This is a genomic window from Cohnella sp. CFH 77786 (genome assembly GCF_019400745.1).
Taxonomy (GTDB): domain Bacteria; phylum Bacillota; class Bacilli; order Paenibacillales; family Paenibacillaceae; genus Cohnella.
In genome coordinates, this window is record NZ_WJIB01000002.1 from 227,530 (window position 1) to 253,738 (window position 26,209).

Genomic DNA, 26,209 nt, shown 5'->3' on the forward strand with positions numbered 1-26,209 from the left:
AGAAAGGTGAGACCATTCAACAGTATACGAAGCCAGATTGGGAAAAGAAACAGCAGTAACGAAATTACAAAGGAGGACATTAATAATGGTTTTACAGAACAAGAAAGCAACCTGGGCGGTGCGCGCCCTGGCCGTCTGTCTGGCGGCAGTCATGCTGTTGCAATTGTTCGTCCCCGTGACGAACAATCGCGTATTCGCGGCTAATGAAGATCCGCAGCCTGAACCTGCGCAGTCTGAACCTGCTAAAGGGATTTTGGACAAGATCGACTTCGGCAATGCCGATTCCGAAAGCGCTCACAATTTCAGGGGCGAATTTACGAGAGTGATCACCGGTTTCTTGGGAGAAACGGCCAGGGTATCTGAGCCGCGTATTCCTGCTTCAGATACGGGAGGGTTTTTAACCTTTTCCATGAAGGTGGATCCGTATTTGCAAAATTACTTTACCGTGAAGTTTTCAGGAAATGAGTCTATTGCTCCGGGAGATCGAGTACAACTTGTGATCAATGGCGAACAGATCGGGTATTTCAGAGGGGGGGATTACGGTCCTCTGTTTGGCGGCGAACGAGCAGAGAATCAATTTATATACAGCACCATTGTGCTTCCTCTGGAGTCAACGAGAGGGAAGGGAATCGTTGAAATCACAATGAATACAACGGATCCTATGGGGAAGGTAGATCAACCATCAAGGGGGTACTATACCGGTTATACCCATACCCAGGCTTATATTGATGTAGATGATGAAGTGCAGGGGTATAAATTTAAAGAAGGCCAGGGACCGGAGACCGTATTGCGATCTGGCGATACGTATGAGGAAATTGAAGCAAGAATTGAACAGTTAACACAAGAACCCATTAACACCTTTATGAATCTTTATAACCATCTTGGCAATCATCCGAATAACACGTTAAATATCGCGAAATACACAAATCATCTTCGGTATTATGCCATGGTCTTGAAATCGGACATATCTCCGATGAAAACCCCGGAAGCGAAGCGTGAAGCGTTAATGCGTATGTTTCAAGCCATTGATGTTCATACGAAAAACTATTACAGAGATACAAGACTGGTGCTTCGCGGAGGACACCAGGGGGATTGGGGCGGTTTTTACGGCGAATTAGGAGAGGCTTTGTATCTTGCGGAAAACCTGATCTTTGATGAAGACGTGCTAGGAGAAGAAGCCTATCATGCTTTTCTGGATCAACCTTTTGATACGGGATCGGTTGAAGGAGAATTTTCCCTTGCCAGCGCAGGGTGGAATGGTGAACCATTAACCCGTCGCATGGCATGGGAACGGGTACTGAAAGCGAATTTTGATTTCGCCCGTTCCAGACAATCGTATATTACGAATCAGGTGTTCTATACGTACGAAGGCGCATGGAAAGCGCATGAAGGGCTCAGGATGGTAGGGTCCGAATTCTATGAAGGGAAAGAGCGCAGTCATCAAATTTTATTGGAAATATTTGGGGTACGACCATGGTTAGGAGAAGAAGTATTGGTTGGTCCTAACGGGGAAGAATTGGATCTCTATCATTCTTTGTTTGCTCATGATAATTCAGCTGTCTTTACAGATGACTATGTACACATTGTCGGAAAAGGGCTTGCAAAAAGCAAATTGGATGAAGAGGGTCATGTTGTACGGCGCAAGCCTTATGGAGAACATTATACAAATCTAACCAAAGCCGGGTTGACAAGAGAAAATCACTATGTAGGTATTTATGGGGAAGTAGCCAATTATATGCTGGATTACTTCTATAAAACCTTGGATCAGCCTGGGGATGAAGAACTCAATGATGAACTTCTGAAACAAGCTCTTCACAACTTTTATGCTCGTGTGTGGACTCGAATCCAAGACCTGGATGATGAGGGCAAACGACTCATCGCGATGAATGCCACTGTAGATGCACGAAATGGGGGTATGCCTTCCAGAACTCCCGCTTATGGCGCCAGAATGCTCGGATATGGCACGTCCTATGCTTATTTGGAAAAGTATATGGCGGATCATGAGGAGCGTTACAGCGGTCCGGAATGGGATCGGTATTGGGACTACGCCAAATATACCGTAGCGGCCGTACAGCAGATGAAGATGGATAATCGCTTAATGGGTGATTTGTCTTCGAGGGATTTCCATCTGCGTGACACCTATGAGTATATATTTAAAAACCGGAAGGACTATGCAAGATTTCATGATGTAAAGGCCGGGGTTGTCATTCCTCAGACCGATTTTGATTATTATTCGGAAGAAGAGATTGCCGCATTAGGTGTGAATCCGGAGGATTATGAACAGTTTGCGTGGATCGATGTAGATAATGCATTCATCTCCATGCGAGATGGGGACTTTAGAATGTTCGGGGCTTTAGCATGGCTGAATTTGGGAGTTTCGGCCACCGGCAAGCTTCATATTGTTACCCCTAAGTATGTGGGAACGGTACAAGTTGCTCACAACAATCAATTCCAATATAAAGATTACTACATCAGACCTCATGACGTGGATCTGTTTTACCAGCGATCGGATCCGGCAACCAAAGGGTTTGCGCCTCAGTCCCTGGCAGGTGAAATATTACCCACTGCTTATCAGCCGGGGGTTGGTATTGTAGTGCGGGACAATCTTGAAGTCGATCACCCCTATTCATCTTTGTCGGATTTAAGGGTTGCAAGATATGGGGAGTATTTCATCCTTATGAATACCACTCGTGCCGAATACGAGAATGAAAGCTCCTTTGAGGTGGAGTTGCCTTCCGATTATACAGGAAATGAGATCTTCGATTTCGTTACAAGATCAAATATTCCCGTAACCAATGGAAAAGTAACCATCGGACCCGAAAGAGGAATGGTTTTAAAATTATCGTCCAAATTTGATCCGGCTCCAAAGCCGAATCATGTGGATTTCGCCAAAGCCGTTGAAGGCAATGGATTTGTAGATGTGATATGGAAAACCACAGCCGGAGGAAAAACGTATACAATCAAACGTTCGGAAGCGGAAAATGGTCCGTATGCCGTGATTGCAGAAGGGTTAACTGGCAATCACTATCAAGATACCGATGTGGTCGATGGGAAAGTATATTATTATAAAGTGGCGGCCGTTAATGAACATGGATCAGGTTGGGAGTCATGGCGCGCAAAAGCTGATCTGAGCGATGCCGGATCCAAAAACCTTGCCTCTCCTTGGCAGCAGGACTTCATTGGCACCACCCAAGGCAACGCAACCGTTAACGGTGATGTGATTACCATCCGGAATGTGGATGGGAAAGGCCTGGGAGTAGGGGACGATTTTAATATCTATAAAAGAAATATTCATGATTCCTTTCACTTTGTCCATCAGGTCGCGGTTGGCAATAGCTCTATTAGTGCCAGGATTGATCAGAATAGCGGCGCTCTCAGCGGTATCATGTTAAGGGAAAAGCTTTCCGAAAATTCCCGTTATCTTTATTTTGGCGCGGATGACCATGGGAACCTGGTATTGCAAGATCGTAATCGAGTATCCTTTGTGGTATGGAATGGCGGTATACCTGTAAGTCCGTTCAATCATGGAATTAAAGGGTATCATATCAATGACTATCCTTATATCAAGCTGTTGTGGCATCATGATTCGCAGATGGCCTATGCTTTTGTATCGAAAGATGGAGTCGATTGGGAATACGTCGCGAAGACAGAAAGTTTATTCCCATATGCCTATTATACAGGGCTCATATCGTCCCAAGAGGCAGCATTCAGTGAAGTAACCGTATCGGGTATGCCGAGAGAGAGTCTGATGCCGTTTATTGAAAAAGATAAAGATCAAATCACTTTGCATTGGAATAAACCAAAGCAAGCTTCCTGGTTCAACGTATACCGCACCTATGATGAAGAGGCGAGCTTGACCGATCCGGTATTCAAGGCAGGCACGACCGAACTGGAAGACGGCTCCCCCTGGGAGGAGGTCCTCACGGGTGCCAGAGCGAGGCCATTCCAGGACTTCTTACGGTATGGCAGTGCGTATTATAAGGTGCTGGCCGTTCATGACGACGGCTCCCCGCAACCGTTCTCGACCACGGTTTCCGCTGATGCGGATTCGATTTCGGCGGTGCTGGAGGACGCGAGGAGCTTGCCGGCCTACGAATATACGAAGGCGAGCTTCTACTTGTTCCTTAAGGAATTGGATCGGATCGAAGCGGAGATGATGAGGCCCGAATTTGACGAGAAGCAGCTGATTGACGAAGTCTACGATGCGAAGAGGCTGCTCGTTTCGGCTAGGACGTCGTTGCTGACGAAAATTCGGATGGATCCATCGATGGCCAGAGCCTCCGAGAAGTTCTGGCAGAATGATAACATCTCCGAGGAACAGAACGCATGGTATTTATTTGATGAAAATCCCGACACGATTGCCCACACCAGGTCTAAAGAGAGCTGGGTTGACGTGGACTTTGGTGCAGGAAACGAAAAAGTGGTGGATACGTTCCGCTACCTGCCGAGGAGGAATGCTACCCACCGTATCAACGACACCGTGTTCATGGGTTCAAATGACGGCGTGAACTGGACGGATCTGCATCGCATTAAAGGGGTAGGCGTATATGAATGGTATTCCGCCATCAATCCGGACAGGACCCCCTACCGTTATATTCGCATTTACGACAACCATTTCGGCTTCGTGAACTTCGAAGAAATCGAGTTCCTCGAAATCGGCATTGACAAGACGCTGCTCGCGTACTTGCTGGATGAAGCGGCGGCGGCGCAGGATGCCGGAGTCTACACGGAAGAAAGCTTGCAAACGCTCAGGCAGCAGATAGCTGCACCGACTGCGGTACGAGATAACCCGGATGCGACGCAGGAAGAGGTTGACACTGCGGATAACAACCTGCTGACGGCTTTGAAAGGACTTCAATATATTCCCGGCATGCCGGTTCTTGAATCCCTTGCCGACAAGACCGTCATGGCGGAAGATACGCTCTCATTCAAGGTTCAAGCCGTCAATGCGGCTGCCGAAGTTGTCTATGGGGTACAAAATTTGCCCGAAGGAGCATCTTTTAATGCAGCAACTCAAACGTTCGTCTGGACGCCGGGTAAAGAACAGGGCGGCGTGCATGCCGTAACCTTTACCGCGACGGCAGGTGAAATGTCTTCTTCGAAAACGATCAAGATCACCGTCAAAGGTCAGCCGGTTATCGCTCCCGATACGACGGTCGAACTGACGGCGAAGCAGGACTTCAGCTATCAGGTTCCGGCGTCTGATCCGACTGGCGAGCAGTTGGTTTACAGCGCCGCGAATTTGCCCGCAGGGGCGGCGTTCAACGCGGCGACCGGCGTATTCAGCTGGAAGCCGGGCCAGGCGGATTACGGCAGCCATCCGGTTACGTTCACGGCTAGCAACGGAAGATTTGCGGTCAGCCAGACCGTGGAGTTCAAGGTGAAGCTGGGTATCCTTCCGGCCGAAGACTACACGAAGGGCAGCTACTACCTGTATCTGAAGGAAGTTGCACGTATCGAAAGGGAGATGGCGAAGCCGGGTGCCGACAAGGCGCAGCTTGCCGCTCAGCTTGACCAAGCGGAGAAGTCGCTTGTTCTCATCCCTCTCTCGCTCTATGCGTTTGATGGAAATGCGAATAATTCGTTCGGCTCGTCCGCATCCGGAGCGACCGTATTCGGACCTCCGGTTTACACGGAAGGAAAGGTCGGACAAGCCATCAATCTGAACGGCAAGGATAACTACGTCAAACTGCCTTCGACGCATGCTCTGGCCGGGTACAAGGAGATCACCCTGGCAACCTGGGTCAATTGGAGAGGCGGCGGCAACTGGCAAAGAATATTCGACTTCGGAAACAATACGAATCAAAACATGTTCCTGACGCCAAGATCGGGCAACAATACGCTTCGCTTCGCGATCAAGAACGGCGGCGGCGAGCAGATCACGCAAACCGCGACGCTTCCGGCGAATCAATGGGTACATGTCGCGGTGACGCTTGGCGAGAATACGGCGAAGCTGTATGTGAACGGAGAGCTGAAGGCGACGAATACCAACACGACCATCAGGCCGAGCGATTTCAAGCCAGGGGTAAATTACATCGGCAAAAGCCAGTATAACGATCCATTGTTCAATGGGATGATCGACGAATTCCGCGTCTACAATTACGTCCTGAGCGCAGACGAGGTCAAAGCGGCCATGAACAACACGGCGAAGGTCTGGATTGACAAAACGTTAATTCCGGTCCTGCTGGAAGAAGCGGCAGCCATCATCGCCGAGCATTATACGGAGGAAAGCTATGCTGCGCTCCGGACGGAGGTTTCGGAGGCGCAAGCGGTGTACGACAATACCGCTGCAGCACAGGCCGAGGTCGACGCGGCGGGCGCAAGCCTGCTGGAGGCACTGGAAGGATTGGAGCTCAAGATCACGGCATCGCTCAATCCTTCCGCTCCGAACGGCCTGAACGGGTGGTACACGACGCCGGCAACGGTGACGTTGTCCACTTACGGGAATGTGCAGTACAGTGTGGACGGCGGCAGCAGCTGGTTCGCCTATGACGCGCCTGTTACGCTGAGCCAGGAAGGTTCGAACCAAATGCTGTATCGTCCGGCAACCGTAACCGGTGCGGTTTATCCGAAATCGGTGGATGCGAAGATTGATCTGACTGCGCCGCAGGTCACGATTACGGGCGAAGCATCGTATACGATTGATCAGACGATCACCATCACGTGCAGCGCGGTGGACACCGTATCCGGCGTCACTTACTCGCCGTGCGAAGCACCGATCGTGGCAATCAAGGCGTATACGCTTGAGCCGGGCGTTCATTCCGTAACGGCGGAAGCGGAAGATGCCGCGGGTCACCGCGGTTCGGCCGCGCATTCGTACCGCGTGGTTGCGACGTTCGACAGTCTGTCCGCGCTAACCGGTACCTTCGCGGCCGAAACCGGCGCGGCAGGATGGCAGGACATCGCGGCATCGCTTCAGCAGAAGCTGTCAGGTGCCAAAGCGAAAGCCGCTGAAGGCAAGGGTAAGGAAGCGCGCAATATGCTGCAGGCATATATCCATGAAGTGAATGCTCAAAGCGGGAAAAAGCTGAGCGGCGAGCAGGCGGCCGTGCTGGTCCGCTGGACGCAGTGGCTGCACGATGAGACGCCGCTGGCGGGAGGGGCGCCGGCCGGCAGTGCTCCAGGCGTATACGAGTACAGCGCCGTATAGGTCAATGCGGCAGGTGAGACATCCAGCGAGACGGTTATGATTACCGTCAAGAAGCAAGAAGGTTGATCAATAGAGTCAACCGGTATATTTTTTCGATGCCCCCAATCGAATTCCAAATTGGGGGCTTCTTATCTTGAAGGCTATGGGATTCCCAAATCCTCCAACTCCCGAAAAAGTGCTGTTTAAGTGTATAATAAAAGAACAGAAATCATTTGCTGGGCGGCGTAAACATGAAACATGTGCTAGCTGTTTTTCGAAAAAAGAATATGTTGTTTAAGATCATTCTGTCCTACGTGTTGATCGGATTCGTGGTGATTGGCTGCTTTTCCTACGTGGTTCTCAAGACGGTATCCTCAAAGATGACGCAGGAAATTGTTGAAGCTTCAAAAAGAATGATGAATCAGACCTATAATACGGCAGATATTCTGCTTACCTTTACGTACAATTATTATTCTCAAATTTATTTGAATAACGAATATATATCCAAAGCGTTGAATGGGACATCATTTGATACGCATGATATCTACGAAATTAACAGCCAATTGACAGGGTTTAAAGACACCAACCCATTGGTAGCCTCGATCTATGTCTATAATTATAAAGCGGGCATTGTTTTCAATTCGGCCAAGGACTTTAGCACGGTGGATCATTTTTATGATAAAGGCATGACGGACTATTTGAAAAAGGGGGATTTATCAAGAAGCGGCTTGTTTATTCCGAGAACAGCGACCTTAGCCTTTACATCGCAATCTAATAAGAAGTCCACTGAAAACTATATTTCGATCATCTATACAAGGATTGGTTCGGGTGAACAGCAAAACAGCATGGTTCTGAACCTGGATCAGACGGTGCTTCAATCCTTAATATTGAAGGGAAACGATGCAGGACCGAATAAGATGATGATCATTAACGATCAAGGTCTCATGATTTCCAAACCGCCGGCTTGGTCTTACGATGACACGTCAACCGGTCAAATTCTTTCGCCAATCGTGCGTTCCGCCAGTCAACGCGGAGAGATGGATCAAACATTCCAAGGAAAAACGTATCGTATTTCTTATGTGAAGTCGGATAAACTAGGCTGGAATTTCATTGTATTTACGGAAAAAAACCAATTGTTAGGGATCGTCCATACCTTACAGAACTTCATACTTGCCATGACGGTAGTTAGTCTTCTTATGATTACGATTACATCCGCCTTCTTCACAAGAATGATTTATGTACCGATCGCCAGACTGCTCAATAGAATCAAAACAAACACAGAGGCGAAAGACAAGGTTGTCCTGAACGAATATGATCTGATTGATAAATCTTTCTCGCTATTGGAAGGTAAAGTTCAAACCTTGCAAAAGGACTTCAATCAATCTGTACCCATGCGCAAACAAAGCCTTCTTCGGTCGGTCCTCAACGGGAACGTCAATCGCAATGAGGAAATGAAGAAAGCAATGGAAAATCTGCAGATCGGGTCGGCGATGGATCGTTATGTCGTTTGCGTGCTTAAAATCGATGGGTTCCAGGATATCTCGCAGAAATATGATTTGGTTGATATTTCACTCTTCAAATTCGCCATTCAGAATATTAGTGAAGAGATCGTCGGAGATGTGTTTAAACTGGAAGTGATTGAAAACGGTTACGACTCGTTGGATTTGGTATTCAATATGGGTACCGCTGAGGAAGAACTTACAGGCGTGCTCAGGAGTATGTGGGTCGAAATCCAAAAAAACATAAAAAGCTATTTGAAAATCAGTGTTTCTGTAGGGATTGGCTCCGTCGCGCACAAAATAGAACAAATGCGCGAATCGAGGGATTGCGCTTACCAAGCCGTCCAATACCGTTTAATATATGGAACGAATAGTATCCTATCCTACGATGATTGGATCGAGGCGGAATCCAGAGAGTATGAATATCCCGAATTGCTGGAGAAGCAAATCATGTCCAATCTCAAAGCTGGGGATAGGGAGACCTTAAAGGAATATATCTCCGAGTTTTTTTCAGTCATGATGTCATTGAAGTATTACGAGATTACCCATTCCCTTACCCAACTGCTGATCATGACAGTCCGAGTAGCGAAGAGCATGTCGAACTTTGAGCAGGCAGACTTTAACATGGAAATCCATACTTGTCAGCAAGAATTATGGTGCCTTGACACGCTGGAACAAATGGAAGAATGGTACATGGATCTATGTTATAAGATCATCAAGCTTCGCGATCAGGAATCCAAATCAAAGAACAGCAAGACGGTTGCTTCCATGGTTGAATACATGAAAGAAAATTATTTGGACCCTAATCTTTCGGTCGATCAGATGTCCCATTCCGTAGGCTTATCCACCAATTACATGAGACGATTATTCAAAGAGGAGACGGGTATGTCCGTTTCCGAATATCTTACGACGCTTCGCATGGAAAAGGCCAAGGAGCTATTAATAAAAACAGACGATCCTGCCAGGAAGATTGGCGCAAACGTGGGATTTGAGAATACGAACTACTTCTACGTGTTATTCAAAAAGCATGTGGGGATGACTCCTGACCATTACCGCAGAGAGCATAAACTGGAGATGCTAGTATGATGGATGCGAATAACAGGGGCAGACAAATGAGATTCAAAAGATTCAGACTTGCTTTAGGTCTGATGATTGTCTTTAGTCTTAGTTTGTTCCTGTCCGCTTGCTCAACCAAAGTGCAAGAGAACAGCGCAAATCGTGGGTCAGATGTGCAAGAAACGCAATCGTTGACAGAGAAAATTCCGGATCCGGTCACCTTAAAAGTGATGCTATTCGGAAATAAACCCGCCGACATGGACAAAATTTTACGGAAGTTTGAGCAATTGACGAGTGATTCCTTAAACACGAAGCTTCAAATCGAGATTAGTCCTTACCTGGAATTTGAACAAAAAATGATGCTAAGAATGTCTACCGGGGAGCCCATCGACCTGATGTTCGATGCGCCATGGACGAAAAATTTATTCAATAATGTGAGCGCGGGCTATTATCAACAATTAGACAAGTACTTTAACAACGATGATTATCCAGGATTGAAGAAAGCATTTCCGCAGGAGATCATGGAGGCCAATAAAATTAACGGCCATATCTATACCATCCCTTTGTTCGACTCCTATTACGACCCGCCGGCGATTGCGATTCGGAAGGATATTCGGGAGTCACTGGGGATGAAACCGTTGGAAACATTGGAAGACCTGACCCATTATTACGATAAAGTACTTGATCAATATCCGGATGATATTCCGGCGGCGATCGGCAGCAGAGGCATTTTTAAATTGGGATTGCCTGATCCAAAAGGGCACAACGACATTCGGTTAGCCCCGATCATGTCTTATTCGTTTACGGGCGGCATTCCCTTTAATGTGGCGTTGTCCAAAGATGGAAAGAAGGTAATCGGTGCTGCGACCATCGGCGATCCCGATTCGGAATTTGCTGACTTTCCCGCTCCTTTCAATTCCCATGACTCGATTTACGGACATTTCGGGACCCGGGTTCAATTTCGCAAGTACAACAACGCGAATCCGCTATCGCTCGAAGCAGATGATGCTCTTGATATCACCAGGGAGGCTTCGTTAGCCGATACAACGATCTCCGGGATAGCCGCCAATAGGAAGGATTTGAACCGTGTTGATCCCCAAGCGGATTATGAGCCATTCCTTATCGAGAGCCAGGCTCAACGCGAAATGCAGCCGGCATCCATCGGAACGACGTTCCGCGCGAATAACAGCCTGGTGATCCCGGTTACATCCCGTAATACGGAGCGTACGATGAAGTTTTTGGACTGGCTGTTCGGCAGTCAAGCGAACCATGATTTATTCGAACTTGGGATTGAAGGTGAACATTGGGTTAAGGATGGCGACAACGGTTATAAGTTGACTGCCCAATCCGACAACTACCGCTTTCCCGGGTATGAACTAACACTGAATCCAACCCTGTCCCGCATCTTGACGGATACCGATCCGAAGACATTGGCTTACATGAAATGGGCAAGGGATAAGAAGAGCTATTACCAACTCCCGCTATCCGGATTCGTTTTTCATTCAACGCCGGTCGCAACGGAAATCGCGAAGGTCAAACCTGCTATGCTCCAAGCATCCGATCTGCTGATGACCGGCATGGTCGATGATTGGAAGAAGTACGCACAGGAACAAAACAAGAAATGGCGCTCCTTAGGTCTCGATACGATACGCCAAGAGGTCGTGAAACAGGTACAAGCGTATCTTGATGCCGGTGGGAAGTAATGAGCAACTGTCTCTGTGAGAGGCCCATGCAATTGCGATGGGCCTGCTCGTTATGTACTGCTTATTTAGGTTGATTTCGTATTAATTAAACATTTTGATGGGTTTTAAAGTGTTGCAGAATCCGGATACCGTTGACTTTGCAGATACTTAAACTATTCAACTCACCTCTGTTTTTGAGATCATTGTATTATAGGCTGTCATTTGATAAGCCCAAGGAGGAGAACATCGATGAGCTATTTAAAAATATGGAATGCGCCCGAAGGGGCGGTAGGTCGGGATGATTTTGAGGTAAGCGTCCGCATCCCGGGAGAGGATTGGGAGCCGTTATTCGTGTATGAAGCGAAGGTGGACATGCACAATGTCAGACAAGCCTCCATGTCTTATTTTGACATGGAGGGAACGGTGGAGGTAAGGGTCGAGAGCCGGAAGGGACCTATTCGCCAAGCTGTCATCCGCCCGCTCTCGAAGCGGATTCCGTTCGAAGTGGAAGATGCGGTCATGACCTTCCGCTTGGAAGAACCATGCAAGCTGTCGATTGAAGTGAACGGGGACCGGTTTGGCAATCTTCATCTTTTCGCGAATGCTCCGGAGGAGAATCCCCCGCAACCGGACGCACCGAACGTGCTGTTCCTGAAGCCTGCCATTCATCGGAAGGAGGATATCGACCGTTTGGCGAACAGTCCGCTGCAGCCTGGAGGGGCGGAACCTGAAGTGATCTATTTCGGGCCAGGGATGCATTATCTGGAGGAGACGATCTTCCGTATCCCGTCCGGGAAAACCGTCTATATCGCCGGCGGCGCTATTGTTGTCGGTTCCCTTGTTTGCGATCATGTACAAGATGTCACCATTCGCGGCAGAGGGGTGCTCTATTTATCCGATTTCCACCGGTTCTCCGCTTTCCGTGGCGTTAGGATCATGTTCTCGCATCATATTTCCGTGGAGGGTATCGTGCTGCTCGATCCGCCTCACTACAGCATTTACATCGGCAAGTCCGAGCATATTCGGATCCGCAACTTCAAGTCATTCAGCACGCGAGGATGGTCCGATGGGATCGACATGATGTCCAGCTCGCATGTGGAGATTGACGATGTGTTCCTGCGCACATCCGACGATTGCATCGCCATATACGGAAGCCGCTGGGATTATAAAGGAGATTCGCGCTGCATAACGGTCAAAAACTCCGTCCTTTGGGCCGACGTAGCTCATGCGATGAACATCGGCGGGCATGGAGACTACCGTCGGGGCGGCGATCTGATCGAAGACATCAAGTTCAGCAATATCGATATTTTGGAGCACCATGAACCCCAGCCTGGATATTGGGGGGCCATGAACATTAACGTCGGGGATAATAACACGGTACGGAATGTCTGCTACGAGGATATCCGCGTGGAGGATTTTGAGCTTGGGCAGCTTGTGGACCTGCGCGTGGTATTTAATGAGAAATATAATCCCGCAGCCGGCAAGAAAATTGAGAACATCGAATTTCGCAATGTGACCTATAACGGAAGAAATGAAAACAAAAACCGCATATACGGGTTTAACCCTGAAAGGACCGTGGGCGGTGTGACCTTTACAAATCTGCGGATTAACGGCGAGTTGATTCGAAGTGCGGAACAGGGGAATTTCGACATCAACGAACATACCTATGGCATTCAGTTTCGTATAGAAGAATCCTGAATCGGTCCGGAACGGTCGGGTATTATGAGGGGAGTGAAGAAGAAATGAAATCGCCATTGTTCAGGGATCCCATCTATGACGGAGCGGCAGATCCTGTCGTCATTTGGAATCGTCAGGCCAAGGAATGGTGGATGGTTTATACGAACCGCCGCGCAACGCAGGAAGGTCCGAAATTCGGATGGGTGCATGGCACCGATCTCGGTGTCGCTTCTTCATCGGATGGCGGATCAACCTGGTTATACCGGGGAATCCTGCAAGATCTCGAAACGGAATGGGGCAGAAATACGTTCTGGGCGCCTGAAATCATTTGGCATGACGGGCTGTACCATATGTATGTCACTTACGTCCACGGCGTACCGGATGATTGGACGGGCAAGGCTCGAATCAGGCATTATACAAGCCCCGATCTTATTCGCTGGGAGTTCCAGTCCACGCTTGGCATTAGTGACGAGAACGTGATCGATGCCTGTGTGTACCGGCTGCCGAACGGCACGTTTCGCATGTGGTTTAAGCAACGGAATCATACCTACGCTGCCGAAAGCAAGGATCTGTATCATTGGCAGCCGATGGGTCCGGTGATCACCGAAAGAGGCCACGAAGGACCGAATGTGTTTCAGTTCAAAGGATATTATTGGCTTATCGTAGACGAATGGAGAGGACAAGGTGTTTTCCGCTCCGACGATCTGATGACATGGGAACGAAACGGCATCATTCTCGACCAACCCGGCAAACGTGAGGATGACGGGACGATCGGCCTTCATGCAGATGTGGTCGTACAAGGAGATGAGGGGTATATCTTTTATTTCACTCATCCCGGCCGTGTGAATGGGCATAACGAAGATACGGGCTATGAAATGCGCCGCTCGTCCATTCAGGTTGCCAAGCTGGAGGTTAAGGACGGTGTGCTGATCTGTGACCGCGACGAGGAGTTTGAGTTAAATCTTGGAGCGGAAGATTAACGGGCGTACCTTATATTTTTCCGTTGAGATACGCTTGTTTTCCGTCCCGTAAAAATACCGGAATCGTGCTTACCGGAGCTTCGACATGAATCGTTTGACCCCTTCGAAGAACCTTCCTGGACGATTGAGCGCTTTCGCCGCCTTTGCGGGTGGTGTAGCGCTTTTCTTTTTTTTCAGAAAAATAGTTATTTTCTATATGATTATTGGTTGGAATTAGGGTGTGTTTCCAGAATCTTCTCGAAGATAGAATAGCTATGATACCGCTTCCATCGATTGTTCGATGAAGCGGCACTCAGTCAACAACTATAAGATCGGGGGAGTGATTCGGAATTGTCCGAGATATCGGTCAAGCTTTAACCTTGCAAGCAAGTGACAGCGATTACATTTCAATTCCAGGGGGATGAAAATGATTAGCAAAAAATGGGTTGTGTTGCTTGTTGGTTTGATGTTGATCTTTTCTTTGGCGGCTTGCGGCAGCGGAAGCAACAGCGCAGGAAGCACCAATACACCTTCTCAAGCAGCTTCAAGCGATCCGGCGGCGACGAACGCTTCCGAGGAGACCAATGTCGCTGAAGAAGATGCGGTAGATTCCAATGGCACGCCAGAGATGGATTTCGATATGGGCGGGAAAACGATCAAGGTCGTCGCATGGTATGACAAGTCCATCAAAGAGGATAATCCCGACAATATACAGCGTAAGAAGAACCTAGAAGCCTTGGAGAAAAAACATAACTTTAAAATGGAATACGTTTCCGTCGATTGGGGCGAATATCAAAGCAAGGTTACGGCATCTCTGTTGTCCGGCGAGCCGATCGGCGATATCGTCGCCCTGGGGATCTCGTATACGATTCCGACGCTAACGAAGCAGGGGCTGTTGTGGCCGGTAGATGAATATACGACGAACGGTAAAGTATTCAATCAGAAGATCCGGAATGAGATGTCGCAGTATAACGGCAAAAGCTACGGTTTCCAGGCGGACTTGTCGAACCCGTGGGGAGGAATTTACTATAATCGTACCTTGATGGACAAACTCGGCATGAAGCCGTTGCAAGAGTATGTAGATAATGACCAGTGGAATTGGGATACGTTCATGCAAGTGGCCAAAGAGGCGACCAGAGATACGAATAACGACGGCAAGTTGGATACATGGGGACTGACCAACTTCAATTTCTTTACGGAGGCGCTTATTTCCAACGAAGCGGACCTGGTCAACGGCGATAAGCAAAGTCTGGATGATCCGAAGACCGTTGAGGCGCTGAACCTGGTATCCCGAATTCTTACCGAGAAAGTTGCCCGGCCGCAGGAAACCGGGGCATGGGATGAGCCAGGCCGATTCTTCCGGCAAGGCAACGTCCTGTTGTATCCTGGCCCCAACTGGGATATTGGCAATATCAAGAAGGATATGGAGAATTCCGACATCGGATTTCTTCCGTACCCTAAAGGGCCGAGCGCATCGGAATATCATTATGGGACAACCGAATATGAGATGTTGACCATTCCGAAGGCGGTCGAGCATCCGGAGAGACTGATCTACATTTGGGAGAAAATTCATGATATCGACTCCGTATACGACTATCCGGAACAAGCAGGACTGGAGCAGAACTTCACCAACGAGGCGGACATCAACAATGCCCTGTTGACCTCCAAAGGGTACGTGCTTCTCAAATACGGTACTTTCCCGAAAAACCCGTATTTCCAGATTTTGGGGGATATTCTTAACGGCGAATCGGTATCTACCGTCGTCGAGAAGTACAAGGCCGTGACCCAATCGGCCATAGACGAAGTGTATAAGAAGTAACAATCCAGCAAGGCCGAACAGTCCCCGTCCAGTTCAAACTGTGAATGGGGACTGTTTCTGAGTCATCGACCTTTGGCTTCGGGAGGAGAGAAACGTTGCATCTCAAAAGAAAGAGCTACATTGCGCTCCTGCTGGTTGTTCCTGTATTGTTGTCGGTTTGGGCTTTCTATCCTTCCACATCCTCTCCAGGGGGGCGCGTTCAGGCGATGTCCGATTTTGAAGCGATGACGGGCGCGGACGATCGCGACAGCTATGACCATTACCTGAAGCGTTATTCGTCCGAGGAGCGGCCCGACCAGGTCATTCGGATCGAGGGGGAGAGCTTCGCGGACCATGACGGGGACGGATTTCAAGTCGTCGACCGGTATGAAGGGGAAAGCGGCAAAGCCGTGATCACGCCGGAGACGGGAACGATCGGTTGGGACGTTCAAGTGAATCGTCCGGGACTGTACAATGTCCGGATTCATTATTTCCCCATGGAAGGAAAGAGCTCCGCCATTGAAAGACAGTTCGCCATTAACGGAGAAGTGCCGTTCAAGGGCGCCGCAATCGTCTCGTTCGACCGGGTGTGGGGCAATCGGGACGAACAAATCCATAGAGACGACCGGGGGAACGATCTGAGACCGAGGCAGGTCGAGAAGGCGGCATGGCAGATCGCCTCGTTTCAGGACAGCGAAGGCTATTATGACGAACCTTATTCATTCTACTTTGGTCGCGGCAGCAATCGCCTGACGCTGACCTCTTTAAGAGAACCGATGGTCATCGATTATATCGAGCTGTATCAGGAGCAAGCGCCGAAGAGTTACGCAGAGGTCAGTAACGAGTATGAAGCGAAAGGTTTAAAACCGGCGAAAGATCAATACATACTCATCCAGGCGGAGGAGGCGAAGCTGAAGTCTTCGCCGACCTTATATCCGCTGTCCGATCGCTCAAGCCCATCGGTGATGCCGTACGATGTGTCCAAGCTGAGGATCAATACGATCGGCGGTTTGAACTGGAAGCTGCCCGGACAATGGATCGAATGGGAATTCGATGTGCAAGAGGACGGGTTGTATCAAATTGCCTTGAAGCGGAAGCAGGATCAGCTTCGCGGCATATACGCCACGCGGAGCCTGACGATTGACGGACAATATCCGTTCGAGGAACTGAAGCGGCTGAGGTTTGATTTCAATATGGACTGGCAGACGGATGTGCTCGGAGACGAGCAGCCTTACTTGTTCTATCTGGCCAAGGGCAAGCATCGGATTCGCATGGAGGTTGCGCTGGGAGAGATCGCTCCGCTGCTTCGAACGATCGAGTCCAGCGTGCTGCAGCTGAATGAAATGTATCGCAAGATTCTGGTCATCACCTCGAATACGCCCGATACTTATCGCGATTATCAATTGGAGAAGCGAATCCCCGACATGATCGAGGTCTTCCTTCAACAGGCGGATACGATTCAACGCGTTGCCGATTATCTGGAACAATCGACAGGGGAGCGTAGCGATAAGGTTGCCGTACTTCATACGATGGTTCGCCAGCTCCGGGAAATGGCGGCAGAGCCGGAAACGGTTGCAGGACGATTGAATTCGTTCAAAGTCAATATCGGCGGCCTTGGCACCTGGATGCTCACGGTTCGGGAACAGCCGCTTACGCTGGACTATCTGGTTATCTCTTCGCCCGATAAGAAGCTTCCTCAGGCGAAGGCCACGTTCGGACAGAAGCTGAAACACGAGCTGGGCAGTCTTGTCTCATCCTACACCGAAGATTATGACAGCATCGGCAATACCGCCAGCAAGCAACGCTCGATCACGGTCTGGATCACGACGGGACGAGATCAGGCGCAGGTATTAAAGAGCCTGATTGACGAGACGTTCACGCCCGATACGAATATTTCCGTTAAGCTTCGGCTCGTTCCGGCCAACATTCTGCTGCCGGCTACGCTTGCCAACGAGGGGCCGGACGTCGCGATGCAAATCGGCGAAGAAACGCCCGTCAACTATGCCATGCGCAAAGCTGCGGCTGATTTGTCGATTTTTCCCGATTACAAGGAGGTCGTTTCCCGATTTCGCGAGAGCGCTTTGAAGCCTTACGAGTATAACGGGGGGTTGTATGCCCTTCCTGAGCAGCAGACCTTCCCGATGCTGTTCTATCGCAAGGATATATTGAAGGAACTTAAATTGACGCCCCCCGAAACGTGGCAGGACGTCAATAACCTGATATCCGTTCTGCAAAAACGCAACATGGCGTTTTATTTGCCGATCGACATGCTTCCGAATTCAACGTTTGCCATGCTGCTCTTCCAGAACGGCGGCGAGTTTTATCGGGACGGCGACAGCAGGAGCGCTCTAGATTCCGAAGTATCCATGAATGCATTCAAAACGTGGACCCAATTTTACACCAACTACAAATTTCCGCTGACCGCGGATTTCCCTAACCGGTTCCGCACGGGCGAGATGCCGCTCGGCATTGCGGATTATACGACCTACAACACCTTGTCGGTGCTCGCTCCGGAAATCAAAGGGCTATGGGACTTTACCGTCGTGCCCGGCACGGTGACGCCGGACGGAGCGGTTAATCACACGGTCCCCAGCCATACGACCGGTGTGATGATGCTTCAGAACGCGGACGACAAGGAGTCGGCATGGGAGTTTATGAAATGGTGGACCGACAAGGAAACCCAGGTCGCGTTCGGACGGGAGATGGAAGGCCTTATGGGCGAAGCGGCGCGTTATCCGACCGCCAACATCGAAGCGCTCGAGCAACTGCCGTGGCCGATCCGGGATTATAACAACCTGAACCATCAATGGAAGTGGGTCAAAGGGATTCCGCAAGTTCCGGGCGGATACTTTACCGGCCGGCATCTGGATAATGCGTTCCGCAAAGTCGTCAATAACGGCGAGAACCCGCGTGAAGCTCTGTCGGACTATATCCTGTACATCAACGACGAAATCAAGATCAAGCGCAAGGAATTCAACCTGGGGGTGAGGGCCGATGCAAACGGAAGCGAAGCTTCAGACCAACCTTAACCCGTTACAAGCGAAGAAGGAATCGCGATGGTCCGTTGCCCTGAAGGAGTTCAAAAGAGATAAGCATTATTACGTGCTGTTAAGCCCGTTCATGATCATTTTCTTCTTGTTTACGGTCATTCCGGTTGTCTGTTCTTTAGTGCTCAGTTTCTTTTATTTCAATATGCTGGAGGCTCCGCGGTTTATCGGGTGGCAGAATTACTCGCGGCTGTTTCTGAGCGACGACGTGTTTATGATCGCATTGAAAAACACCTTGCTGTTTGCGCTCATCACCGGGCCGATCAGCTACATCGCCTGTTTCCTGTTTGCCTGGATTATTAACGAGCTGTCGCCCAAAGTACGAGCGATCATGACCCTCGTTTTTTATGCGCCGTCGATTTCCGGCAACGTGTATTTCGTCTGGCTGATTCTGTTTTCCGGAGACAGCTACGGTTATTTGAACGGCATCCTGATGAAGCTCGGGTTTATTCTGGAACCGATCCAATGGCTGACGAACGAGAAATACATTATGACCATCGTCATCATCGTCCAGCTGTGGTTAAGCCTCGGCACCAGCTTTCTGGCCTTTATCGCCGGCCTTCAGACGATCGACAAGACGCTGGTGGAAGCCGCAACCGTTGACGGCATTCGCAACCGTTGGCAGGAGCTTTGGTTTATTACGCTGCCGTCCATGCGGCCGCAGCTGATGTTCGGGGCCGTCATGCAGATTACGGCGTCGTTCGCGGTTGCTGAAGTTTCGATCAACCTTGCGGGCTTTCCAAGCGTCAACTACGCGGCGCATACGGTCGTGACCCACCTGATGGATTACGGAACGATCCGATTCGAGATGGGCTACGCCTCCGCTATCGCGACGTTTCTGTTCGTCTTGATGCTCGGAACGAACAAGCTCACGCAATCCATGTTGAGAAAGGTAGGGGAGTGACATTGGACATGCGGATGCTCTCGGTCATTCGAACGCCCAGAAGGCTCAATCGCTCCTTTGCCGTCAGCTTCTTGTTGTTCGTGCTGCTGGGCCTGTTCGGCTGTTTTATGGCCTTGCCGTTAATCTTTACCGTGAACAACGCCTTTAAGCCGTTGGACGAATTGTTCATTTTCCCGCCGCGGCTTTTCGTAAACAATCCGACTATGGATAACTTCTTCGATCTGGTGGCCTTGATGGGCAACTCGTGGGTGCCGCTCTCCCGATATATCGCCAACACGCTGCTCATTACGATTGTCGGAACCGCCGGCCACATTCTGCTTGCTTCCGCGGCGGCTTATCCGCTCGCGAAATACCGGTTCCGCGGCTCCAGATCGCTCTTCGCCATTGTCGTGCTCTCCCTGATGTTCTCGGGACATGTTACCGCCATCCCGAACTACATGGTGATGTCCTGGATCGGATGGATCAACACGCATGCGTCGATTATCGTGCCTTCCCTGGCGTTCCCATTGGGTCTGTTCCTGATGAAGCAATTTATGGAACAAATACCGGACGCATTATTGGAAGCGGCCAAGATCGACGGAGCGAACGAATACCGGATTTATTGGAGCATCGTCATGCCGAATGTGAAGCCGGCGTGGTTGACGCTCATGATTTTGCAGTTCCCGATGCTGTGGGGTTCGGATGGAGGAAACTTTATCTACAGCGAGAACTTGAAGACGCTTCACTATGCCTTGGGCCAGATTACGGCGGGCGGAATTGCCCGGGCAGGCGTCGGAGCGGCGATCGCGCTGCTCTTGATGATCGTTCCGATCACGCTCTTTATCATTTCCCAGAGCAGCGTCATGCAGACGATGGCGACTTCCGGGATGAAAGACTAGAAGGGGGCGTGCTCGAAATTGAAAATCGTACGAAGAGCGACTCTATGTCTGCTTGCCGCCTTGGGCTGTCTGGCCGGGTTGATCGGCGGAGGGGAGATCGCCCGGGCGGAACCGGGTTCCTATCATTATTCCTTCTGGGGAGACACGGTCGTCGCGCCAGCCGCCTACAAGGCAACCGCTTTATTGAGCGGCGAGGGTCTGGGCATCGGGGCGTTCAAAGAACCTGACGATTTGTACGTCTCGGCAGACGGGCTGATTTACGTGCTGGACTCCGGCAACAACCGGATCGTCGTACTGGATTCGCAATTCAAGCCGGTGCGAATGATCGACTCCTTCGTCCGGGACGGGCAGGCGGATACGTTCGCGAACCCTCAGGGAATCTTCGTCACCGAACGGAACGATATCATCGTTGCGGATACGGGACATCAACGAGTCGTGCATCTGGATGCGGAAGGCAAGCTTGTGAAGATCGTTGAAGCGCCCAAATCGGAAATGCTTAACGCCAACTTCGCATTTCAACCCGTTCGGGTAGCGGCCGATCGCGCGCAACGGATTTATGTCATGTCATCAGGCGTCTTCGACGGCTTTATGGAATTCAATGCCGACGGAGAGTTCACGTCCTTCATGGGCGCGAACAAGGTCCAGGTCGATCCGGCCGACTATTTCTGGAAGATGCTGTCCACCCGAAAGCAGCGGAGCCAGATGATTATGTTTACCCCGACGGAATTCACAAATCTGGATATCGACGATGAAGGCTTCATCTATGCGACGAATGGCGATCGATTTGGCGACACCATCAAGAAACTGAACGCACAGGGCAACGATATCTTGCGAAGGGAAGGGTACTTCAGCCCGAGAGGGGACATTCGTTTCTCCCCCGCTGTTGGTCCTTCCAGACTAATCGATATCGATGTCGGAGACAGCGATATGTATTCCGTTCTCGATTCCAACAAAGGCCGTATCTTCACTTACAACGGAGACGGGCATTTCATGTACGAGTTCGGCGGCCTGGGCAATCAGTTGGGAGAATTCAACACGCCGACAGCCATCGAGCGGGTCGGGGAAGATTTTCTCGTACTGGACAAGGCGCTTGGGGAGATCACGGTATTCCGGACGACGGAATACGGCAGGACGCTTAACGAGGCCGTTCGAAGCTACTATCGCGGGGATGAAGACAAGGCATACGAGATGTATCAGAAGACGATCAACATGAACGCGAATCTGGAATTCGCCTATGTCGGGATCGGCAAAGCGCTGCTTCGTCAAGGGGATTATGCCGAAGCCATGAAGTATTTCAAACGCGGCAAGGATCAAAAGAACTACTCGAAGGCGTTCCTTCTCTACCGCAAGGAAGTGCTGCGGGAGCGGTTTCCGGTCATCATGACCGTCGCCGCCGTCCTGGCGATCGGCTTCCTGCTTGCCAGAAAGTTCCGGATAATAAACAGGGGAAAGAAGGTTGCCGCCAATGAGCAAAGGGCTGTTTAAATTCCCTTTATATCTCATCGTTCATCCCTTTAACGGCTTCTGGGACCTCAAATACGAACGCAGCAAGAAGGCGAATCTGATCCTTTCCATGCTGATCCTGTTCTTGCTGGTCATCACCAATGTGATGAGCAGCCAGTACAGCGGTTTTCTGGTCCGTCTGTATAATCCGGCCGAGATGAACAGCCTGATGGAAGTGTTGTATGTGGTCGTCCCCGTCTTGTTCTGGTGCGTAGCGAACTGGTCGCTTACGACGTTAATGGACGGCGAAGGGAAGTTTGTCGAGATCTTTACTTCAACCTGCTTTGCGCTCATTCCAATGATTCTCATCAACTTCCCGTGGATCTGGCTGAGCAACGTCATTTCTTTGCAGGAAACGGCCTTTTACTCCTTTTCGGGCAACATCGCCGTTTGCTGGTCTCTGTATCTGTTGTTCGTCGGGAATATGACGGTGCATCAATTTACACCTTCCAAGACGATCGGCACGATGCTGCTGTCCGTTGCGGCGATGGGCTTTATGGCTTTTCTTTGCATGTTGTTTTTTAGCCTGATCCAACAGGTCGTTTCCTTCTTTTCCATCCTGTATCAAGAGATTGTTCTAAGATAAGAGGGAGGAGATTACCTATGCGCAAGATCACTTGCGCCTTGCTGGCCGCGTGTTTGCTTCCCGCGCTTGTTGCGGGCTGTTCCGGCGCAAGCTCGCCCCAACGCTCGGAAGAGAACCGCGAAGCGGTATCGGCCGTCGCGCAAGGAAAACCGCTCCGTGCTTCCTTCACAGACTCCCGTGTCGACGGCATGAAGGGGATCGTAGAGAACGACCGGCTGCAATTGTTCGCAGACGATCAAACAGGGGCCATTGCCGTGCGCAATAAGCAAAGCGGCGAAATCTGGCACAGCAACCCGCCCGAACGCGACTCGGACTCTCTTGCCGCAGGCGTGAACAAAGAGCTGTTGTCCTCGCAGCTGAAGCTCGATTTCTATAACAGCTTTGGCCAAATCGGCTCGGTCAACTCCTACGCGGACAGCTTCGCTCACAAACAAATTCAGGCTGAAGCCATTCAGGGCGGCCTCAGAGTGGTCTATACATTCGGCACGGCCGCGAAAACGGCGGAAGATCTGCCCCTGATGTTAAGCTTCGAACGATTCGAGAGCTTGTCGGGCAAGGTGGACAAAGCGGGGCGGCGCGCGCTGATGACCGCCTACCGGAAGGACGAGGCCAAATCGGTCTATGTGAGAAACGACGATGCAGTCAAAAGTGCTTCGCAGTTGAAGCGGACGTTGAAAGCTTTCGAGGACGCGGGGTATACGGAAGAAGACTTAAAGAAGGATATGGAGGAACTGAACTTTACACAGGAAAAGCCGGAGGGGCGAATCTTTAAGGTAACGGTCGAATACGTCCTGGATGCCGACAGTCTGGTCGTTCGCGTTCCGGCATCCGGCATCCGTTATCCTGCCAACTTTCCCGTGAACCGCATTTCCGTGCTGAGCTTCTTCGGCGCGGGAGGGGCGAACGAGGAGGGAACGATATTCGTTCCGGACGGCTCCGGCGCGCTCATCCACTTTAACAACGGCAAAATCCGATATCCTGCCTACCAGCAGTCCGTATACGGATCGGATCTGACGATGGAGCGAACCGAAACGGCCGGAAGAGAGCAAACGGTCAGACTGCCGGTATTCGGGATGATCAAGGATAGCGACGCATTTCTCGGCATCATTGAAGATGGTGCGCCTGTCGCCACCCTTAATGCGGATGTCAGCGGCAGGTTAAATAGCTATAACTACGTCTATCCGAGCTTCAACGTGGTGAACAAAGGCCAGGTGACGTTGAATGCGAAAGGGAAGGAGCGCACGCTGCCGAAGTTTCAGGAAAGCCCGGTGAAGACGGACTTCACGATCCGTTACGCTTTCCTGAGCGGGAAAGACGCTTCCTGGCAAGGGATGGCCCGGTACTACCAGCAATATTTGGAGCAACATAAAGGACTTCCCGAGCGGAAGACGGGCGGCCATTCGGAAGATACCCCCTTCTATTTGCAATTGGTAGGGAGCATTTCCAAACGGAAGCATTTTGTCGGCATTCCGTATCAAGCGTTCGAACCGCTTACAACGTTCCAACAGGCGCAAAGCATCGTCGAACAGATGCAAGAGCGCGGGGTCGGCCCGATTCGGGTCAAATATTCCGGCTGGTTCAACGGCGGACTGGATCACCAGGTACCGGACAACGTTGCGGTCGACCGGGCGGTTGGCGGAAGCAAGGGGTTGCGCAAGTTTGCGGCGTATGCTCAGGAGAAGGGAGTCGCATTCTATCCCGACGTTGCCATGGTCATGGCTCATTCGGGCAAGGGTTTCAACGAGAACGAGGAAGCGGCCGTCACGCTAAGCGGCATTCCCGCCAAGATTTATCCGCTTGATCTGGCCACCCAGGGACGCGACAGGAGCCGGTCTCCATCCTATGTCGTATCGCCGCGCCTTGTCGGAAAATATGCGGACGGTATGCTGGAGGATCTGAAAGGCTACAAGACCGGCGGTATTTCGCTGCGAGACCTGGCCGATCAACTGAACAGCGATTATCGCATTGGCGGTCTGATCGACCGGGCCGAGTCGGAAGAGATCTCCGTTCAAGCGCTGAACCGGATTCGCGGCGAGAACTTGAAGATGATGGCCGACGGCGGAAACGCCTATGCGCTTCCTTATTTGACGGACATTACGAATGCGCCGCTCGCCAGCAGCGGATTCAAGCTGGAGGACGAAGAAGTTCCTTTCTATCCGATGGTCGTTCGCGGATATATCGACTATACGGGAGAACCGTATAATTTGTCCGCTTACACGGATTATAAGCAATATATGTTGAAATGCCTGGAATACGGAGCGGGTGTCTATTTCGAATGGATCTACGAGCCGAATTACAAGATCCAGGATACGGAGCACAGCGAACTATTTGCCGTCCATTACGGACAATGGATCGACCAGGCTGCGGAAATCTACCGGGAAGTGAACGAGACATTGAAGAACTTCCGGAATGAGCGGATCGTCGCGCATGAGAAGCTGGAGGAAGGCGTCTATAAGACCGTCTATGAAAGCGGCGGTTATGTCGTTGTGAATTACAACCTATCGCCGGTGACGGTAGAAGGCAGGACGTTGGCAGGCGAGAGCTATATGACGGGCGGTGAACGGTCTTGAAATCCTTCTTCGCGGCATTCGGCAAGAAGCAGTGGACGCACGAGGGTCAGAAAGCATTCTGGGGGGTTATTTACGTTCTCCCCTGGCTGATCGGTTTTCTCTTATTCTTCCTCCTTCCTTTCGTGTCTTCCTTCCGATACAGCCTCAGCTCCATCAAGGCCAATGCGGATGGCATGATCATCCAATTCATCGGCTTCTCGAACTATGTGGAAGCTTTAACGGTGAACACCAGCTTTAACCGCGCGTTAACGGAATCGATTGTGAATATGGTCGTCAGCGTGCCGTTAATCGTCATTTTCAGTTTGTTCATCGCCGTCTTGTTGAATCAGAAATTTTTCGGAAGAGCGCTGGCCCGATCCGTCTTCTTCCTCCCGGTCATTTTGGCCTCCGGCGTTATCGCGAATCTGGAGACCGGGAGTCTCGTCCAGGCACTAACCGAACAGAACGCGGTCGCGGGCAATTTTGTCCAGGTGCTGGGCGACTCCCCGCTGGAACGGATTATGCTGCGCGCAGGCGTCAACGAGTCGATCGTCCTTTATTTGACGGATGCCGTCGATAGAATCAACCAGATCGTCAGTCAATCCGGCGTGCAAATTCTGATCTTCCTGGCCGGCATTCAGACGATCTCGCCGCAGCTCTACGAAGCGTCCAAGGTGGAAGGCGCCACCGGCTACGAAGCGTTCTGGAAAATCACATTTCCGATGGTCAGTCCGCTTATCCTCGTCAATGTGATCTTCACCATTATTGACTCGTTCTCCCGGAATGCCATGACGGATTTGATCAAGACGACAGGCTTTGCCAATTTCAACTTCGGATTAGCCTCGGCGATGGCTTGGATCTATTTCCTGGCGATCATGATCATCTTGGGGATCACGTCTTATCTGGTATCCAGGAAAGTGTTCTACCAAGACTAAGGGGGAG

General features: G+C 50.6%; 13 protein-coding genes. All 13 read left to right on the forward strand.

Going from position 1 to position 26,209, the window contains the following annotated elements; genetic code table 11:
* Nucleotides 1–85 precede the first annotated feature (85 nt).
* Nucleotides 86–7,150, forward strand: a complete 7,065-nt coding sequence (locus tag GE107_RS03945) for a LamG-like jellyroll fold domain-containing protein (RefSeq protein ID WP_219638187.1) — start codon at nucleotides 86–88, stop codon at nucleotides 7,148–7,150.
* A gap of 230 nt (nucleotides 7,151–7,380) precedes the next feature.
* The gene (locus tag GE107_RS03950) at nucleotides 7,381–9,714 is read left to right on the forward strand and encodes an AraC family transcriptional regulator (protein ID WP_219638188.1); all 2,334 of its coding nucleotides are present in this window, start codon (nucleotides 7,381–7,383) and stop codon (nucleotides 9,712–9,714) included.
* The gene (locus GE107_RS03955; RefSeq protein ID WP_255570166.1) at nucleotides 9,711–11,387 is read left to right on the forward strand and encodes an extracellular solute-binding protein; all 1,677 of its coding nucleotides are present in this window, start codon (nucleotides 9,711–9,713) and stop codon (nucleotides 11,385–11,387) included. Before GE107_RS03950 ends, GE107_RS03955 begins: the two co-directional genes overlap by 4 nt.
* A gap of 621 nt (nucleotides 11,388–12,008) precedes the next feature.
* Complete coding sequence (locus GE107_RS03960; RefSeq protein ID WP_370636234.1) at nucleotides 12,009–13,064, forward strand: glycosyl hydrolase family 28 protein; 1,056 nt, start codon at nucleotides 12,009–12,011, stop codon at nucleotides 13,062–13,064.
* A gap of 44 nt (nucleotides 13,065–13,108) precedes the next feature.
* Nucleotides 13,109–14,023, forward strand: a complete 915-nt coding sequence (locus GE107_RS03965; protein ID WP_219638190.1) for a family 43 glycosylhydrolase — start codon at nucleotides 13,109–13,111, stop codon at nucleotides 14,021–14,023.
* A 406-nt stretch (nucleotides 14,024–14,429) separates the two neighbouring features.
* Entirely contained in the window at nucleotides 14,430–15,821 is a 1,392-nt protein-coding gene (locus GE107_RS03970) for an ABC transporter substrate-binding protein (protein WP_219638191.1), read from the forward strand.
* A gap of 44 nt (nucleotides 15,822–15,865) precedes the next feature.
* Nucleotides 15,866–18,829: an extracellular solute-binding protein gene (locus GE107_RS03975; protein ID WP_219638192.1), complete on the forward strand. Its 2,964-nt coding sequence runs from the start codon at nucleotides 15,866–15,868 to the stop codon at nucleotides 18,827–18,829.
* Nucleotides 18,795–19,751, forward strand: coding sequence for a carbohydrate ABC transporter permease (locus tag GE107_RS03980; protein ID WP_219638193.1), 957 nt, complete (start codon nucleotides 18,795–18,797; stop codon nucleotides 19,749–19,751). Before GE107_RS03975 ends, GE107_RS03980 begins: the two co-directional genes overlap by 35 nt.
* 8 nt (nucleotides 19,752–19,759) lie before the next feature.
* Entirely contained in the window at nucleotides 19,760–20,629 is an 870-nt protein-coding gene (locus GE107_RS03985; RefSeq protein ID WP_219638194.1) for a carbohydrate ABC transporter permease, read from the forward strand.
* 48 nt (nucleotides 20,630–20,677) lie between these two features.
* Nucleotides 20,678–22,114 carry a hypothetical protein gene (locus GE107_RS03990; RefSeq protein WP_370636256.1) on the forward strand — a complete coding sequence of 479 codons (1,437 nt, stop codon included), beginning with the start codon at nucleotides 20,678–20,680 and terminating at the stop codon, nucleotides 22,112–22,114.
* Entirely contained in the window at nucleotides 22,095–22,718 is a 624-nt protein-coding gene (locus tag GE107_RS03995) for a YIP1 family protein (RefSeq protein ID WP_219638196.1), read from the forward strand. The genes GE107_RS03990 and GE107_RS03995 overlap by 20 nt, the downstream gene beginning before the upstream one ends.
* A 17-nt stretch (nucleotides 22,719–22,735) precedes the next feature.
* The gene (locus GE107_RS04000) at nucleotides 22,736–25,288 is read left to right on the forward strand and encodes a DUF5696 domain-containing protein (protein ID WP_219638197.1); all 2,553 of its coding nucleotides are present in this window, start codon (nucleotides 22,736–22,738) and stop codon (nucleotides 25,286–25,288) included.
* On the forward strand, nucleotides 25,285–26,202 hold the full coding sequence (locus GE107_RS04005) for a carbohydrate ABC transporter permease (RefSeq protein ID WP_219638198.1): 918 nt from the start codon (nucleotides 25,285–25,287) through the stop codon (nucleotides 26,200–26,202). Before GE107_RS04000 ends, GE107_RS04005 begins: the two co-directional genes overlap by 4 nt.
* The last annotated feature ends 7 nt before the right edge of the window (nucleotides 26,203–26,209 follow it).

Excerpts from the sequence above, each read along its gene's own strand:
- GE107_RS03965 (WP_219638190.1), top strand. The coding sequence starts at position 13,109 with ATGAAATCGCCATTGTTCAGGGATCCCATCTATGACGGAGCGGCAGAT.
- GE107_RS03955 (WP_255570166.1), top strand. The coding sequence starts at position 9,711 with ATGATGGATGCGAATAACAGGGGCAGACAAATGAGATTCAAAAGATTC.
- GE107_RS03945 (WP_219638187.1), top strand. The coding sequence starts at position 86 with ATGGTTTTACAGAACAAGAAAGCAACCTGGGCGGTGCGCGCCCTGGCC.
- GE107_RS03995 (WP_219638196.1), top strand. The coding sequence starts at position 22,095 with ATGAGCAAAGGGCTGTTTAAATTCCCTTTATATCTCATCGTTCATCCC.
- GE107_RS03985 (WP_219638194.1), top strand. The coding sequence starts at position 19,760 with ATGCGGATGCTCTCGGTCATTCGAACGCCCAGAAGGCTCAATCGCTCC.
- GE107_RS04000 (WP_219638197.1), top strand. The coding sequence starts at position 22,736 with ATGCGCAAGATCACTTGCGCCTTGCTGGCCGCGTGTTTGCTTCCCGCG.
- GE107_RS03970 (WP_219638191.1), top strand. The coding sequence starts at position 14,430 with ATGATTAGCAAAAAATGGGTTGTGTTGCTTGTTGGTTTGATGTTGATC.
- GE107_RS03950 (WP_219638188.1), top strand. The coding sequence starts at position 7,381 with ATGAAACATGTGCTAGCTGTTTTTCGAAAAAAGAATATGTTGTTTAAG.
- GE107_RS03975 (WP_219638192.1), top strand. The coding sequence starts at position 15,866 with ATGGGGACTGTTTCTGAGTCATCGACCTTTGGCTTCGGGAGGAGAGAA.
- GE107_RS03980 (WP_219638193.1), top strand. The coding sequence starts at position 18,795 with ATGCAAACGGAAGCGAAGCTTCAGACCAACCTTAACCCGTTACAAGCG.